This window comes from Frankia sp. ACN1ag (genome assembly GCF_001414035.1).
Lineage (GTDB): Bacteria > Actinomycetota > Actinomycetes > Frankiales > Frankiaceae > Frankia > Frankia torreyi.
This window is the reverse complement of sequence record NZ_LJPA01000041.1, coordinates 11,473-28,228: the sequence shown is the minus strand read 5'-3', so window position 1 is coordinate 28,228 and position 16,756 is coordinate 11,473. Positions and strand designations below refer to the sequence as shown.

Sequence of the window (16,756 nt, the reverse complement as noted above, 5' to 3'; positions counted from 1 at the left end):
GCGGATTCNCCCCGCCGGCGGCGACCGCGGAAATGATTCGCCGCCACGAACTCGGCAAGGTTTTTCCCGGGGTCGCCTATCGGCGCTCCTACTGCCAGTTGTTCGGCGTCACGGAGCCCGAGCTGGGGTTCCGGCTACCGCTGCCGGGGGAGTCCGTCGCCGGTGGGCACACCGGCGGGTCCGGGCCGCGGGCGGTGGCCGCGGACGCGGAGATGGACGCGGAGATGGACGCGGCCTGGTCGGGGCTCGTGGGCCTGGCGGGCCGCCGCTCGCAGCCGCCCGGGTCGGCTCGGCCCGGGTCAGGTCCTGGGTCAGGTCCCGGTCCAGGTCCCGGATCAGGCCGGGCGGCATCGGCTGGTTCGGTACCGCCGGGATCGACTGGCGGCGGGCCGTCAGGGTCGGCGGGTCTCCCCGGGGCGTGGACGCGGCGCAGCAGTGAGCTGCTGGCCGCCTACCTGGCCGCCGCAGTGCAGGGTGCGGGGTCCGCGCGACCGTGGCCCGCGGCCTCGGGCGCCGCGGCGGGCACACCGTCGCCGGCGGCGGGAGGTCGGGTCACGGTGCCCGGCGCGCCGATCGTGGTGCCGGCGGCCCGCAGCGCCGGGCCGGCGCGAGCACGCCCGGTCCCCGCGCCCGCCGCCGCCGCAGCGACCCAGCCGGCGCAGGCCGACGAGTGGGACTCCGTTCGCCTCGCCCACGAGTGGCTGCTGCTGGAACCGCCCCAGGTCGTGGAGCTCGCCGCCGGGCGGCATGTCGGCGCGGCCCTGGCGGAGAAGGTGGAGGGACGGGTCGGGCAGTTCCGCCGGCTGGACGATTACGTCGGTGGGCGCGACCTCGTCGGTCTGGTCGAACGGGAACTCCTCGGCACCGTGACGATGCTGCGCGAGGCGATCTACGACGCTGCGGTCGGTCGCCGGCTGCTGTCGTCGGTGGCCCAGCTCTGCCAGCTCGCCGGGTGGATCGCCGCCGACGCCGGGCGGCACGGGGCGGCGGGGCGCTTCCTCACCGGCGGGATCCGGGCCGCGCACGCCGGCGGGGACACCGCGCTGGCCGCGAACCTGATCTCCACCCAGGCCTACCAGACGGTCAACCACGCCGATCCCCGGCAGGGGGTGCTGCTCGCGCAGACCGCCTGTGCCGGGGTCGGGCGCTCGGCATCGGCGACCACCCGGGCGTTGCTCGCCGACAGGCTTGCCTGGGCGCACGCCCGGGCCGGGGAACGGCGGGCCTGCGAGCAGACGCTCGCCGTCGTGGAGCGGCTCTACGACCGCACCGATCCGGCCGCGGACCCCGAATGGGTCTACTGGCTGGACGCCCGCGAGATCGACGTGATGGCCGGCAGGTGCTGGACCGAGCTGCGCCGCCCCGATCGGGCCGAGGATCGGCTGCGGCACGGCCTGACCGGCTACGACCCGTTGCGCGCCCGCGAGATCTCGCTGTACGAGACGTGGTTCGCCGAGGTCCACCTGCAACAGGGCGACGTCGAGCGGGCCTGCGAGCGGGCCCTGCGCGCCGCCCGGCTCGACGCCCGGGTGAACTCCGCGCGCACCGCCGAGCGGTTGCGCATGCTGGCCCGCCGGCTCGGCGGGTACCGCTCCGTGCGGGCGGTCCGTGAGTTCGGCGAGGTCTACCGGACGCTGCGGGAGACGGTGCCCGGCGGTGGCGGTGGCGGTGGCGGTGGTGGTCGGCCGCGCCCGGAACCGGGGGCGGCCAACCGACCCGTGCCGCCCGCCACGGCCCGCGCTGATGCCCGGCGACCGGCTTACGGCGGCTAGCGGAGCAACGCGAGGTAGTCCGTGCCGGCGTGTACCGCCGAGCCGATCATGATGGCCGCGAGCGCGCTGGTCGCCAGCAGGACCGTCGCGGGCACCCGGGTGGCGCCGGATGATCCGTCGAGCAGCGCCGTCATCCGTTCGGCGACGCCGCTGTGGTCGAAGCCGCAGGTGGTGGGCGTCGACCGGGGTTCTCCCGCGGCGCCCGGTCCGTGGCGCTGGGCCTCGCGCAGCGTCGCCAGCGAGACCTTCCCGAGCGCCCGGGCGAGGACGCGACGCTGCCCCGTCGCGCGGGCCGCGTGCTCGTCGGCCCACCGCTCGCAGGCATTCNCGACGAGACCGGGCAGGCGTCTGAGCAGCGGATCCACCGCCGCGCAACAGGCGACGATCATCCGTAGCCAGTGATGTCCCCCGGCGAGATGGGCATGCTCGTGGGCCAGGACGGCGTCCTGCTCGGCGCTGTCCAGGCAGTCGATCATGCCTGCGGTGATGACGACCCGCCCCCCGGTGACGCCACCGATCGCGCAGGCGTCGGGCTGGCCTAGCGGGACGACGTGGACCCGCCCGGGCGGTAGCCGGCGGACCAGCCGCTCCGCCCTGATCAGATCCCGGCCGATGCGCGTGGCCGCGGCCAGCAACATGCCGGCAGTGGCTCCGACGGCCAGAACGGCCGCCGCGCCCGCCGAGGACGGCGGGAGCTCGGCTGGCGGTGCGCCGACGGTCGCACCGAGCCGATGCGCGAGCGCCGGCATCCGATCGACGAAGCTCACCGCCAGCAACGTCAGGGACCACACCCAGCCGGCCGCCGCGATCACCGCACCGGCGGTCAGCGCCGCCGGCTTCACCCGGTAGGGCAGCCGGCGGGCGAGCGCCGGTGCGCACATCGCGACCACGATGTTGACGACCAGGGGAACCCAGACCATGTACCTCACCGGTACCACCGGTCGCCCAGCGGCCCGTCCTGTCGCGCGGACGGCCGGCTGGCACGCGCCGACCCGCAGGAGGCCGGGCTCATGGCCGTGAGCCCGGTAGCTCGCCCGCGACGGGTACCGAGCCGCCGCCCGTCGAAGGCTCGTCGTCCTCGGCGGCGGCAAGCAACGCGAGGAGGGTGGCCTCGTCGTCGGCCGTGAGCCCGGCGACGAAGTGGCTGAGGACCTCGGCCCGGCCCCGGCCGTCCCCGAGCAGCCCGCGCATGCGGTCAGCGAGCTGCCGGGCCGCGGCCGCCGTGGGGGTGTAGGCGTGACCACGGCCGGCGACTGTCCGTTCCAGCATGCCCTTGCCGTGCAGCCGGGCGAGCGTCGTCGCGATGCTCGTGTAGGCGAGCTCGTGACCGTCCCGGATCAGGGCCTCCTGGGTCTGGCTCGGGGTGAGTGGCCCGTCGGCCTCCCACAGCACGGCGAGGACGGCGGACTCCAGCTCCCCGGCCACCCGCCGCCCAGGCCCCTTGCCACGCATGGCTGAAGTCTAACCGCGTCTTACGACACCGGTAGTATTACTATCCCTGTAGTACTACAGAGATAGATGATGATGCGTCGCCCCCGCGCGGCGCCGCCCCGGATGGGAGTCACGGTGGGACCAACGCAGATCAATGGCCTGCCAGCGCATGCGCTGCTCGTACACGTCGTCGTCGTGCTCGTGCCGCTCGCCGCGCTGCTGGTCGTGCTGTCGGCCGTCTGGCCCGCCGCCCGGCGCCGGCTCGGCGTGCTCACGCCGTCGGTCGCCCTGGTCGCGTTGGTGAGCGTGCCGCTGACGACCCACGCCGGGGAATGGCTCGAGGCGCGGGTCCCATCGGACCCGTTGGTCCGCCGGCACACCGAGCTCGGCGACGGACTGCTGCCCTGGGCGATCGGGCTGTTCGTCCTGGCGGCGGCGGTCTGGTGGTGGGGCCGGCGGGCCGAGGTCGGTGGGTCCACCGACGGCGGGTCCGGCGGCGGCGGGACGCACGCCGCCGCGCGCCCCAGCGGGCTGGTGGTGGTGATCGCGCTCGCGGTTCTGAGCGTGGTGGTCGCCGTCGGCTCGGTGGTGCAGATCTACCGGATCGGTGACAGCGGGGCGAAGGCCGTCTGGCACGACAGCTTCAATCCGAACCCTGGACCGGGCGAACACGGCTGAACGTCCTGGGCGGAGGCGCCGAGGCCGGCGGGTGCCTCGGTGCCCGCCAGGGNGCGCACGACCCCGCCGCGGGGCCGCGTCGAGTAGGTCAGCAGCGCTACCCTCGCCGGATCTCCCTGCCGGCGTGGTTGATGCTGTCGTGGTCGGTACCGGCGTGGTCGGTGCTGTCGCGGCGGGTGCTGTCGTGGTGGGTGCCGTCGGGGTGGGTGCTGTCGCGGCCGGGGGCCGGGTGGGCTTCGGCGCGGGCGGCCTGTTCGACCTCGAGCAGGGACTCGGCGTGCCGCTCCGCCTCGAAGGCCTTCACCCCGCCGCGGACCCCGAACAGCCGCTTGCTGGCGACCAGATAGGCCACCGCACCGAGGTTGAGGACGAGGGCGCCGATCCGCAGCACCGTGATGCGCTCGGTGAGCTCGTAGATCTCCAGCGGCAGGAACGCCGAGGTCGCCACGACCGCGAAGTACTCGCCCCAGCGCTTGAGCAGCCACAGCCCGACCGCCTCGACGATCTGTACCGCCGCGTAGCCGAACAGCAGCACCGCCACCAGCAGCAGCGTCTTCGGCCGGGTGTAGAGCAGGTGGTGCAGGTGCTCGATCGTCGGGGAGTGGTTCAGGTCGAGATGCAGGACGTCGGCGAGCGGCCGCGCCGCGGGCACCGCCCGGTCGAACAGCCGCTGCACGGCCTCCTCGGACTGGCGAAAGCGCAGGATGGCGTAGCCGACGAGAACCATCAGCAGCGCCCGCACCAGGCGCTCCGCGGCCAGCAGTCGCAGCACCGTGGCGTCCCGCAGGGCCCGCCCGCGCAGCAGCACCGGCGCGTCCTGCGCCGGCCCGCCGAGCACCGGCTCACCGACGACGAAGTCCCCGCAGCGCAGGCATCGCCAGCTCACCCCGACGGCGGTCCGGGCGGTCAGCCGCGCGGCCAGCTCGGGTTCGTCAGGCCGAAAGGTGACGTGGCCCTTGCGCGCGCAGGCCCGCAGCTCCCAGTCCACCCGCATCCCTGCCCGCTCCTTCATCACCGCGTTCACCCACGCGAACCGGCGCCCGCCTGTCCGCGCCTGCCGGACGTGGGCCGGTCAGCACGTCGCCGCAGTCTCGCATCGGACTCGCGCCGTGGACCCGGCACTGACACAATTCCGACATCCGGCCGCAGACCCGGCTTCGGTGACTCGCGGCGGAGTCCGTCACCCGAAGAGGCGTCTCAGCTCGATGGTCAACTCCTTCTCCAGCTCCATGATCGAGCCGTAGAAGAGGCAACGATGACCCTGGACGTCGAACTCGATTGGGGTACTGCGATTGCAGAGCAGTATGCACGGAACATCCCGCCCCCAGGCGTAGCCGACTTCTAGGTAGACGTTCGGGTTTGCGTCACTGAGGTCTGCGACCACGAGTCTGGCCGTGCGTATTTTCTCCTTCATGTACTCCAGGACGTCGCCGGTGAACGAAAGTCCGTCCATCCGCTCGCAGAGCAGGCCAACCGAGCGTATGGAAGGCGCGATTCCATAGTTGAGTATGTCGCCGAAGGGCTCGGTGTAGGGCATGGCGACGAAGGCGTGCGACCGTTTCGCCGAGTCGTAGCCGACGCGATCGACTCTTCTCGGCGTCTGCGACCTCTCCTCGAGGAGGGTGCCGCTGATGAGGGACTTCAGGCACCGTCGCATTCTCCGTGCTCAACCCTCGTCTCTCTCGATGAAGGTGATCGCGCGGAGATCGGACGGGTGACGCCCCGTGTCGATTGCCTCGATGACTCCGGCGACCTCGGACTCGAAGGCTTCGACCTCGTCGAGGCCGAAGCCGACACCGTGCAGAGTCAGGCAGATCTCTCGCACCGCAGGAGTCAGCTTGGCCGCAGCAGTGAGTACGGACTGCGAGAAGCGGCGGATCTCTTCGTAGCCAAGCCTCGGCGAGGACTGGGCGCCGACGAACAGAAGGTTCTTGGCGCCGACCCCGATCGGGCGTCGAACCACCAGTTCCTCGCCGATCTGTGGAAGGGCGAGGGAATCTATGCGCGCGGCCGTGGCCACGGCCAGGTCGACACCGTACAACTTCTGTGCGTGCTTCAGAGCAAGCAGATCGGAGTGGTATTCCAGTGCGTCGCCGTGGAGCACACTCAGCTCGACCTGTGCGTATCTTATCCCAACCGCCCCATAGCCTGTAGGTACCCGCGATCACAGGAGCTGTCCGGTGGGGTCGGGGCGAGGTGTGCATGCGCCGGTAAACCGGATATCTCCGGTTACCGTGGGCACTATCCGGTGGTGCTGCTGATCGGGGGATCATGGTGGACGGGCCGTGGGTGGGGTTGGCGGACGCGATCGGCGCGGTGCGGGCGGAGTTGATCGCGGCGATGGTCGCGGGAGCGGATGCTCCCATCCGGTTCTCGGTGGAACCGGTGGAGCTGGAACTGGGCATCGAGGTCCGGACCGGCGGCAAGGCGGACGGGGGTGTGCGGATCGGGGTGGTGTCGATCGGCGCATCCGGGGAGAAGTCCTCGACCTCCACGCATCGGCTCACCGTCCGCCTGCAGCCGGTGGATCCGGCGACGGGCCGGTCTCCGCTGATCGCCGACGACGAATAACCCGACCATCCGCATGGGAACGGGCGCTGGCACGGCGGGTCCGGTGCCACCGGGGCAGGTCGTGGAGATCCGCACGGTGCGGGCCGACGGGCGCACGCGGGTGGGGTCGTCTGGCCTGACCGCTGGGACGGAGCCGACGGCACCAGACCCGACGCGGCACTGATCCGCATCGACGATCCGGCCTGGGCACCCCCGCGGGTGGACCGGCTGCGCTGGGGCGCGCTCACCGGCCGTGCCGGTGGCATCGCCGGTGAGGCGGTCGGCTTCCCCCGGGTGCTGCGCGGCGACGACGGAGCCCGGGAGACCAACCACCTCGCCGGGCAGGTGAACCCCCTGGGCGGGCTGGTCACCGACCGCCACGACATCAACATCGAGGATCATCCGCCGTTGGCCCCGGCCGGGGATGCGGAGCCGTTGCCCTGGTCGGGGATGTCCGGGGCGGTGCTGTTCGCCTGCGCCGACCCCACCGGCCCCGGGCCGGTGTGGCTGGCCACCGCCGTGATCGTGGTCGACACCCCCGGGTTCGGGGAGGGCCGGCTGACCGCGGTGCCGGTGCGGCGGCTGTTGGACGATCCCACCTTCCGGAATCTGATCGCGGACGACGGCGGGCCGGTGGGCTGGGAGTCCGTCGAACTCGCCGGCCTCCTCACCCCACCCACGGTCACGGTGCCCCGCACGCCGGCGCAGTTGCTCCGCGCGGACGCGGAGATCGTCGACCTGCACGGCCGGGAATCCCTGCTCGCCGAGTTCACCGACTGGTGCGCGGGCGAGGCGGACAGCGCGGTGCGGCTCCTCGTCGGCCCGGGTGGGCAGGGCAAGACCCGTTTCGCCCGCGCCCTGACCGCCCGTCTGCGCGAGGCGGGCTGGCTCGCGGGTCTCGTCGACCCGGAGGGGGCACACCTTGCTGGACGGCTCGCCGGGTCAACACGGCCGGTGCTGCTGGTCGTGGACTACGCCGAAACCCACGCCAGCCTCACCAACACCCTCCTCAAGACCCTGGGTACCCGCACCAGCCGCACCCCGGTACGGCTGCTGCTGGTCGCCCGCGGCGGCGGGGACTGGTGGGACGACCTCACCCGCCAGCACGACCTCGCCGAGAACGGCCAGACCATCTCCCTGCCACCGGTGGAAGCCACCGGCGCCACCGGTGGAAGCCACCGGCCCCGACCGGACCACCCTGTTCACCGACGCGGCCGGGAGGTTCGCCCGCCGGCTCGGCGACCTCGATCCCGCAGTCGACTGGGCCGGCCGGGCACACCACGTCCAAGCAGGCAGACCGGACAGTTCTGGGCCGGGATCAGCCCGGACCGGCTCGCCGAACACTTCCTCGCCCGCCACCTCACCGGCCCCACCGGCAACCCCGACCTCGCCGAACAGGCCCTGACCGGCGCATCGGCAGGCCAGACCTACCAGGCGTTGACCGTGCTGAACCGGGCCGCACCCGCACACCCCGACCTCGATCCGCATGCCGAAGCACAGACCATCGAAAACGAACGAGCCGCCCTCTAACCCCAGGCGATAACCGAACAGACACCAGGTCCCCACACGCCACCAAGATCAACCCAGCCCAGATGGAACACCACGCAGATTGTCATGTGATGAGAGACACTCGACGGGCCTCACCGTCCCCGCCAATCACCGCGGACCCACCCGAAGTCGCCCGAAGGGCGACGAGCAAAAACGGCCGCATTGTGGGGGGGTTCGGGGGGGCTCGGCCCCCCGGCAAACATCACGGGCAAAGCCAAAGGCGCCCCAAGGGCGACAAGCATAGAAGGCCGCGCGTGCCCCCGGGGAGGGTCGGACAGCATCCACGCAGGCGTCGGCCAAGTCCAACCTGGTCGTGTCGGCCCGTCTACCTGCACTTATCACCCCGAGTAGCGGTTCTCATCCGGCGGGCATGCGGNCGCTGACGATGGGGAACGCGTGATGGCCGCCGACGGCGCCATCGTGGCTGACTGGCCGTCTGCCGTGGGACGGCCGCAGCAGGGGCCGGACGCGACGGTCACGCTCGTGACAGTGATCATGGTTGTGGTGGTCGGCCTGACGTTCGCCTTCGGGTTCGGCAATGTGCTCCAGCTCGGGCTGCGCCTCGGGATTCCGATCTGGGTCGCGCCGCTGGTGGCGCCGGCGGTCGACCTGTCCGTGGTGGGGCTGTTGCTGGGGACGCGGAAGTTGGCGCTGCAGGGCGCACCGGCCGAGTTGCTGCGTCCGGCCCGTCGCCTGCTGGTGTTCTCCAGCGTGGTGACGCTTGCGTTGAACATCGCCGAGCCGGTGATCGCGGGTGACTACGGGAAGGCCGCGTTCGACGCGGTCGGCCCCGCTCTGCTGATCGGCTGGTCGGAGGTGGGCCCAGGGCTGCTGCGCGCGTTGCGCCACCCCGCTGCCGTCCACCCGGGAGCGCCGGACGCTGCCCTTCCTCCGTCCGCGCCCCAGCCAGCACAGGCCGGCGGGGCAGCGGTGCCCGCGGCCGTGGCTGCGCCTCCCGATGATGAGAGCTCCCGGGCCGAGTCAGGGGTGGTTCCTGCGCAACGCACGCCCGACCGGCCGAAGGCCGCGGTCCTCGACGGCTCGCTGTTGGACCGGGCGCGGCGCGAGGACGCCCGCTACTGGGAGGAACACCGCCGCCCAATCTCCTCCGACGAGCTGCGCAAGCGGCTGAAGGTCGGCTCGAAGCGGGCGCGGGCGTTGGTCGCGCAGCTGCGCGCTGAGGCGCACCGGGTGTTGGAGGAACACGCCCCCACCGTCGACCCGCCGGAGGTCGGCCCGGCCGCGACCGCGTCGGATGCCGATGACCGGCCAGCGGACGAGCCGTCGACAACGGTCGGCCCGGACAACGTCGACATGGTTGATCTCGGTCCGGCTGAGCCGGCCGGGACGGGTGTGCTGGCCGCGGTCGGATGACCGATCCCGCCCCGACGGGCGGATCCAGCGTGCATCCCCAGTGCTGGCGGGTGCCCTGTCCGGGGGTGGGCGCGGCAGCTCGCTCGCCTCCGGACAGGCGCGCCGTTCTGCCCGTTTGCCCGTCCCTCGGCTACCGCTGCCCGCTCGACGACCCCTTGGGAGACGTCTCCGTATGATCACAAATCCTCCGCAGCAGACCTATCTCGGCCGCCGCACCTACGCCCGGCCCTCCACCCGTGTCGTGTCCAGCGGTGAGCACCAGCTGTGGCTGGCCCGCCACCTCACCCCTCGCGACCGGTGGATCGTCCGGGTGATCCACGAGCACCGGGTGTTGACGACCCACCAGATCGTCGAACTCGGCTGGACCACGCGCCGGTCGGCGAACATCCGCCTGCTGGAGCTCTACCGCTGGCGGGTCCTCGACCGCTTCCAGCCCCTGGCCGTCAGCGGCCTGTCGCCCATGCACTACGTCCTCGACGTCGCCGGCGCTGCCGTCCTCGCGCACGAGGACGGCCTGGACCCGAAGAAGATCGGCTACCAGCATGACCGGGCCATGGGCATCGCCCACTCCCTGCACCTGGCGCACCGGGTTGCGGTCAACGGCATGTTCACCCGGCTCGTTTACCACGCCCGCCAGCCCGAGACCCGCGGCCGGCTGACCGTCTGGAGGTCGGAGGAGTGGTGCGCGGCCTCGTTCGGGGACGTCGTGCGCCCGGACGCATACGGCCGGTGGGAGCAGCGCGGGGAAGAGGTCGAGTGGTTCCTTGAGCTGGACTTCGGGACCGAACAGCTACGCCGTCTCACCTTCAAGCTCGATGCCTACCAACGGCTCGCGCGAGAAACGAACATCCTGACGCCGGTCCTGATCTGGACCACGACCCTCCGACGTGAAGCCCGAATCCGCGAGGTCCTCGCCGGAGCGTTCCGGAACATCGACCCCCGGCTGGTGCCGCTCGCGACCACGGCCGCGGACCTCGCCGAACCCGACCAGCACCTCGACGCCACCCTTCCCCGCTGGCTCCCCATGAACCAGCCCGGCACCGGCCGGTACACGCTCGGCCAGCTGGTCGCCCTCTGGCCCTACCAAGGCCCCGGCGGCCCCATGCCCGTGAACGATCCACTGCCCGAGAAGCCCAACCGCCTCCACCCATCCCAAGCGATGCCGCCCACCAGCCTCGACGGCCGACAGCTCGCAGCCTGACCCCCGCTCACCTCCCGCCGGCCGCCGTGCCAGCTGGGCGTGTCCCCCGGCTGGCACGTGCGGCAGCGGTGAGGGAACGGAGGTCGGCGGTGGCTGCGAGCCCACCGATCCTGCTGGGCGGTCGTAGGAGCGCGCCGGTGCCTGCGGCAGACTGGCACGGTGGCGGTCACGATTCATGAGTGCGTAGCCGGGCTTCGCGCGACATCGTCCGACGATCGGGACAAGGTCGACAAGTTCGATCGGCCGATTGGTTACGTGATCCTCCCGCCCACTATGCAACGCGTCCAGCATGATCGGAGCACGGCCATCACGACGAAGGATCCCATCCGCCTGTGATCACACAGACCGACCTTGAGTCGCGGCTGTGGGCTGCCGCTAACGCACTCCGCGGCCCCGTCGACGCGGCCGACTACAAGACGTACGTGTTCCCGATGCTGTTCTGGAAGTGGATCAGCGACACCTGGGACTACGAACACAGGCAGGCGGTCGACGAGTATGGCGAGGAGCTGACCAACGAGGTCGAAGCCGACTTCCACCGCTTCAAGCTCCCGAGGAACACCCGGTGGTCGGTGGTCACCAAGACCCAGGTCAACCTCGGCGACGCGGTCGCGAGGGCGTTCCAGCGCATCGAGCAGGCCAACCCCAGGGCCCTCGCCCGGATCTTCGGCGACGCTTCCTGGGGCAACGAGGAGCGGCTGCCGCCCTCGGCTCTTCGTGGGCTGGTGAAGGCGTTCGACGACATCCCGCTCGACCCGTCCACGGTCAGCCACGACCTGCTCGGCGCCGGCTATGAGTACCTGCTCAAGAAGTTCGCCGACGTCTCCGGCCAGAAGGCCGGCGAGTTCTTCACCCCGCGCGAGGTGGTCAACCTCCTCGTCGCCATCCTGCGGCCCGAGCCCGGCGAGTCGATTTACGACCCCGCCTGCGGCTCCGGCGGCATGCTGGTGGCCACCATCAACCAGGTGCGCGAGTCCGGCCAGGACCACCGCACCCTGCGCCTGTACGGGCAGGAGGTCAACCTGACCACATCGGCGATCGCGAAGATGAACCTCTTCCTCCACGAGATCGAGGACTTCGAGATCAAGCGCGGGGACACCCTGCGCAAGCCGCTGTTCAAGCAGCCCTCGGGCGCGCTGACCCAGTTCGACGTGGTCATCGCCAATCCGCCGTTCTCCCTGGAGAGCTGGGGCGCTGACCAGTGGGCCTCTGACCCGCGCGCCGTCGGCGGCGTACCGCCGGCGAAGAACGGCGACTTCGCCTTCGTCCAGCACATGGTCGCCTCGATGAAGCCCGGGACCGGCCGCGTCGGCGTCGTCATGCCCCACGGCGTCCTCTTCCGCAGCGGCGCCGAGGCCAGGATCCGCCAGTCCCTGGTCGAGCGCGACCTCCTCGAAGCCGTCATCGGCCTCCCGCCGAACCTCTTCTACTCCACGACAATCCCGGCCTGCCTCCTGGTCTTCCGCCACCAGAAGCCCGCCGGCCGCAAGGACAAGGTCGTCTTCATCGACGGCTCCGAACGGTTCACCAAGGCCAAGAACCAGAACACCCTGTCGTACGACGGCATCAAGGCCCTCACAGAGGCGTACCGCGCCGGCCTCGCCCTCGATGGCCCCGACCTCAGCGCGTACGTCCACGTCGCCGACTTCGACGAGATCAAGACCAACAGATTCGACCTCAACATCGGCCGCTACATCGCCAAGCCCGCCGACGAGGCCGTCGACCTCGGCACTGCGCTGGTCGCGTATGCCGACGCCCGCGAGCAGCGCATCGTTGCCGAGGAAGCCATGTTGGAGCGGCTTGCCGCCGCCGGGATCGACCTGACCGCCTTCGGGGTGGCGGGTGGTTGACTGGGAGCGGGTTCCCGCAGGCTCGGTCGCGACTCAGCGTAAGGATCGAGTGACCCTGCAGCCCGGCATCGAGTACCGGACCATGGGCGTCCGCTGGTACGGCAAGGGTGCCTACGACCGCGGGGCCGTCACGACCGAGACCGTGAAGGCCAAGTCGCTCTTCCAGGCGCACGTGGGTGACTTCGTGTTCAACCGGATCGACACGCAGAACGGCGCGTTCGATGTTGTGTCCTCCGATCTCGACGGGGCTCTCGCCACGAACGAGTTCCCGCTCTACATCACTGATCCGTCGCGCCTGCTCGCTCCCTTCCTTCTGCTTTACTTCCAGCAGGAATCCGTGAGAGCGGCGATCAACCGCACGCGGGCAGGGTCGGAGGGACGTGCGCGCTGGAAGGAAGCCGACTTTGAGGCGTGGCAGATCCCGCTGCCGCCGCTTGCCGAGCAGCGGCGGATCGTCGACCTGCTCGCTTCGGTGGATACACAACTGGCACACCTCGAAGACGAGGCGAGCAGTCTCCGAGGCCTGCTGACTGCCCGCCGCGCCGAGCGCTTTGAGCGTTCAGACGTTCGAAGCGTGCCGGTGCGTGACGCGTTCTCGGTGTTGATGGGTCGCCAGCGGGCGCCTCAGCATGCAACCGGCCCGTACATGACGAACTATCTGCGCTCAGCGAATGTGGGCGAGGGGTCGCTCGACCTGGCCGATATCAAGCAGATGAACTTTACTCCCGCTGAGCAGGAGAAGTTTGCACTTCGGCGTGGTGACGTGCTGGTGTCCGAGGGAAGCGCGAGCCCGAAGGCCGTCGGCTTCACCGCCGTCTGGAACGAGGAACTGTCGGGCGTCGTCTGCTTCCAGAAGACCCTCCTCCGTTTCCGTAGCATCGAAGGTGTGTCCACGAGTGGGTACACGCATCACTGGTGCCAGTGGGCGTTCGAGTCCGGGACGTTCCTCGGCATCTCGAGCGGGACCAACATCAAGCACATCACCGCCGTGCGCGTCCTGGACGTTCCGGTAGCTCTTCCCGCCATCGAAGACCAGACGAGGATCGCAGCGGAACTGGACGCCATCGCTGCTGGACTTTCCTCCGTTCNTGCGGAAATCTTGCAGATGAGAGCGTTCCGCGCTGCGCTCTTGTCAGCGCTCATCGCCCAGGAGATCGAGATCCCGGTGACATATGACTCGCTCGTGGAAGAGGTCGCATAGGGCATGGGCTGGAGCGAGGCTTCGACGATCCAGGCCGCTCTGCTGTCCTGGGCCGAGGATGCCGGGTGGGAACACGTGCCCGGCGCCGATCTGCCGCGTGATGAGCACGAAGTAATAGTCGAGTCGTGGGTGCGCGAGGCGCTGCTCCGGCACAACCCGGATCTGGTCGACGAGGAGGAGTCGATCGACATCGTGATCGTCGAGGTCAACCGGGCGATGCTGGACGCCGCCAACGGCCTCGTGGCCGCCAACGAGGCGGTGACGGTGATCTTGAGGGGGCAGCAGCCGTTCGTAACCGTGGCTGGGAAGTATGTGCCGCGGAGGTTCATCGACTTCGATGATCCGGAGACCAATCGGCTGGTTGTGGCCGATGAGGTGACGATCAAGGGTGGGCGCGAGGCGCGTCGGTTCGACGTCGTCTACTACGTCAACGGGTTCCCGCTCGTGGTGGTGGAGACCAAGACGCCGGTGAAGCAGACGGTGTCGTGGTTCAACGCGGCGAAGGACCTCTATGACGTCTACGAGGTGGAGTATCCGCAGTTCTTCGCGCCGAACGTGTTCAATGTGGCGACCGAGGGACTTGAGTTACGGATGGCGCCGGTGCGCGCCGAGCCGGATCCTGAGAGCGAGTTCTGGGCGCCGTGGGGCGAGACCGGTGGTGACCCGAATCTATCCGGGCCTGCGCGGGTTGAGCGGGACGCCCGTACGCTGCTGACGCCGGGGATGGTGCTGGCGATCCTGCGGGACTTCGCGATGTACCGGCATGCCCGGGATGCCTCGGAGCAGGATGTGAAGTTCCTGCCTCGCTATCCGCAGGTCGAGGCCGCGGTCGCGATTCATGACAAGGTGCTCGCCGGTTCCAGGAACGAGCAGGGTGGCGGCGGGCTGGTGTGGCATCACCAGGGATCGGGCAAGACCGAACTGATGGCGTTCACCGCCTCACGGCTGCTGCGCGATGAGCGGGCCGGGGCGCCGACGGTGATCGTGATCGCGGACCGTAAGGACCTGGTGCGGCAGACCGCGGAGATGTTCCGTACCGCCGGGATGCCGACCCTGGAGGTGCCGAAGACCAAGCAGTCGCTGTGGACCGTGCTGAAGAAGCGCGGGCCGCGGGTAGTGGTGACCACGCCGCACAAGTTCGCCGAGGCCGGTTTCCTCACCGACCGATCCAACATCATCGTACTGGTCGACGAGGCCCACCGGTCCCAGGAAGGCAAGCTCGGCGACGCGTGGCGGGAGGCGGTGCCGAACGCGACGTTCTTCGGGATGACCGGCACCGCAGTCAAAGCCGGTGAGCGGGACACGTTCAAGCTCTTCGGCAACCCCGAGGACCCCGACCTGGTGCTGTCGCGGTACACGATGGAGCACTCGATCGCCGACGGGTTCACCAAGCCCGTCATCGTCGAAGGCCGGGCGGTGAAGTTCGAGCTGAGCAAGGAGCAACTCGACGAAGCGTTCGACGAGCTCGCCGACGACGAAGGGCTCGACGACGACGCCAAGGAGTTCCTCTCCGGCAAGGCCAGCCACATCGCCACCATCCTGAAGAACCCCGAGCGGGTCGCTTCGGTCTGCGCCGACATCGTCGACCACTATCTCACCTACGTCGCTCCGCTCGGGCAGAAGGCGCAGGTCGTGGCCTACAACCAGGAGCTGGTCGTGGCGTACGCGACCGCGATCCAGGCCGAACTGGAACACCGCGCCGCAGCGATGACGCTACCGGACGGCTCGAGTGCCGTGCGTGAGGTCGGCGTGGTGATGCACGTGGACAACTCCAAGAGCACCCCGTCGAGGTACAAGAAGTATCTGCTCTCCGACGAGGCCGAGGAGAGGCTCAAGCGGCGCTTCACGAAGGTCGACGACCCTCTGTCATTCGTGGTCGTCACCGCGAAGTGGATGACCGGCTTCAACGCGCCGATCGAGGGCGTGCTCTACCTCGACAAGCCGCTCAAGGCGGCCAACCTGTTCCAGACCATCACCCGGCCCAACCGGCCATGGAAGAACCCGCTGACCGGGCAACGCAAGGAGTACGGCCGGGTCGTCGACTACATCGGCCTGGCCAAGGCCATAGGCGACGCGCTACTCGGTCCCAAGGCGAAGGACGGGACCGAGCCCGAGAAGCCGACCGTGCACGATGTGGCCAGCCTGGTCGGGCGGTTCATGATCGACATGACCGTACTGACCGCGCTCTTCGACGGGATCGACACCAGCGATGCGTCGTTCGTCTCGCTCGCCGAGGCACACGAGCGGATCCCGGCCGACTCCGAGGCACGAACGACGTTCGTGGAGACGTTCACCGCGGTGCAGCGGATCTGGGAGTTCNTCGACCCCAACCCGATGTTGGCGCCGTTCCGGGCCACGTATCTGTGGCTGGCGAAGCTGTACACGTCGATCCAGCCCAAGGGACTCGATAAGGGGCTGCTGTGGGCCAAGCTCGGCGCGAAGACCGAGGCGCTGATCCACGCATACATGGACGACATCTTGGTCAAGCCGCTGGCTTCTCGGAACGTCACCCTGGACGCGGCCGGAATCGCCCTGATCAAGAAGATTGCCGAGTCGCTCCAGGTACCACCGCCCCTGCCCGGCCCAAAGGCTCCCGGACAGATCGTGGACGAGATCCTCGACTCCATCGAAGCCCGACTCAAGCGCCGTCTCGGCCAGGACACCGACTCAACCGCGTACAAGAGCCTCGCCGAGCGGATCGAGAAGCTGCGACAGCGCGCCATCTCCTCGGTCGAGGAGTCCCTGCAGTTCCTCGAGGACGCGCTGCAGATCGCCCACGACGTCGTCGCCGCCGACCGCGCAGCCGAGGAAGGAACGCTCACCAAAGACGAGCGTCTCTATAACCCGAAGATCGGGGCGCTCACACAGATCGTCGAGCAGAACACCCCCGCCGGGCTGCACAAGATCGTCCCCAACCTCGTCTTCCGGATCGACCAGATCGTCCTTGAGGTCTCCTACACCGGCTGGACCAGCTCCGACCGCGGCGACCGGGAGGTGCGCAGAGCCATCCGCTCCACACTCAAGGACTTCAGCCTACCGGTCACCGGAGTGCTCTTCGACAAGACCTACGACTACGTCAAGAAGAACTACTGACGGGCTGGCGAGTCGGATATTTGATATCGATCAAGGTTAGTCAACGGTCACCTGACAGCGG

Annotated in this window: 10 protein-coding genes and 2 pseudogenes; 7 read left to right on the top strand and 5 right to left on the bottom strand. The window is 69.8% G+C overall.

Features of this window, described 5'->3' with window-relative positions; genetic code table 11:
- Positions 1-2,100: 2,100 nt before the first annotated feature.
- Both UK82_RS43430 and UK82_RS26575 read right to left on the bottom strand, forming a co-directional pair.
- Positions 2,101-2,410 (bottom strand): M48 family metalloprotease (locus UK82_RS43430; protein ID WP_396230654.1); only part of this gene is annotated, 310 nt, incomplete at its 3' end.
- A 370-nt stretch (positions 2,411-2,780) separates the two neighbouring features.
- Positions 2,781-3,224: a BlaI/MecI/CopY family transcriptional regulator gene (locus tag UK82_RS26575; protein WP_063897576.1), complete on the bottom strand. Its 444-nt coding sequence runs from the start codon at positions 3,222-3,224 to the stop codon at positions 2,781-2,783.
- A gap of 114 nt (positions 3,225-3,338) precedes the next feature.
- Here UK82_RS26575 and UK82_RS26570 point away from each other — a divergent pair, with 114 nt between their 5' ends.
- The gene (locus UK82_RS26570; RefSeq protein ID WP_173667357.1) at positions 3,339-3,881 is read left to right on the top strand and encodes a DUF2231 domain-containing protein; all 543 of its coding nucleotides are present in this window, start codon (positions 3,339-3,341) and stop codon (positions 3,879-3,881) included.
- Positions 3,882-3,978: 97 nt separating this feature from the next.
- Here the strand turns inward: UK82_RS26570 and UK82_RS26565 are convergent, their stop codons facing one another.
- From UK82_RS26565 to UK82_RS26555, 3 genes are all read right to left on the bottom strand, one after another.
- Entirely contained in the window at positions 3,979-4,893 is a 915-nt protein-coding gene (locus UK82_RS26565; RefSeq protein WP_236706475.1) for a DUF2127 domain-containing protein, read from the bottom strand.
- Between the two features lie 168 nt (positions 4,894-5,061).
- Complete coding sequence (locus tag UK82_RS26560; protein WP_055410022.1) at positions 5,062-5,538, bottom strand: hypothetical protein; 477 nt, start codon at positions 5,536-5,538, stop codon at positions 5,062-5,064.
- 9 nt (positions 5,539-5,547) lie between these two features.
- A complete protein-coding gene (locus UK82_RS26555; RefSeq protein WP_044885371.1) occupies positions 5,548-5,985 on the bottom strand; it encodes a hypothetical protein in 438 nt (145 codons plus the stop codon).
- A 167-nt stretch (positions 5,986-6,152) separates the two neighbouring features.
- Between UK82_RS26555 and UK82_RS26550 the strand changes: the two genes are divergently transcribed.
- The 6 genes and pseudogenes from UK82_RS26550 to UK82_RS26520 all read left to right on the top strand — a co-directional run.
- The gene (locus tag UK82_RS26550) at positions 6,153-6,452 is read left to right on the top strand and encodes a trypco2 family protein (RefSeq protein WP_044885372.1); all 300 of its coding nucleotides are present in this window, start codon (positions 6,153-6,155) and stop codon (positions 6,450-6,452) included.
- 198 nt (positions 6,453-6,650) lie between these two features.
- On the top strand, positions 6,651-7,961 hold the full coding sequence (locus tag UK82_RS26545) for a hypothetical protein (RefSeq protein WP_055410020.1): 1,311 nt from the start codon (positions 6,651-6,653) through the stop codon (positions 7,959-7,961).
- A gap of 1,564 nt (positions 7,962-9,525) precedes the next feature.
- On the top strand, positions 9,526-10,554 hold the full coding sequence (locus UK82_RS26535; protein ID WP_055410016.1) for a replication-relaxation family protein: 1,029 nt from the start codon (positions 9,526-9,528) through the stop codon (positions 10,552-10,554).
- A 332-nt stretch (positions 10,555-10,886) separates the two neighbouring features.
- Entirely contained in the window at positions 10,887-12,401 is a 1,515-nt protein-coding gene (locus UK82_RS26530; RefSeq protein ID WP_055410014.1) for a class I SAM-dependent DNA methyltransferase, read from the top strand.
- Positions 12,402-12,483: 82 nt separating this feature from the next.
- Positions 12,484-13,489, top strand: a pseudogene (locus tag UK82_RS43425) (restriction endonuclease subunit S); the annotation flags it as partial.
- Between the two features lie 116 nt (positions 13,490-13,605).
- A pseudogene (locus UK82_RS26520) lies at positions 13,606-15,921 on the top strand (type I restriction endonuclease subunit R); the annotation flags it as partial.
- Positions 15,922-16,756: the final 835 nt, after the last annotated feature.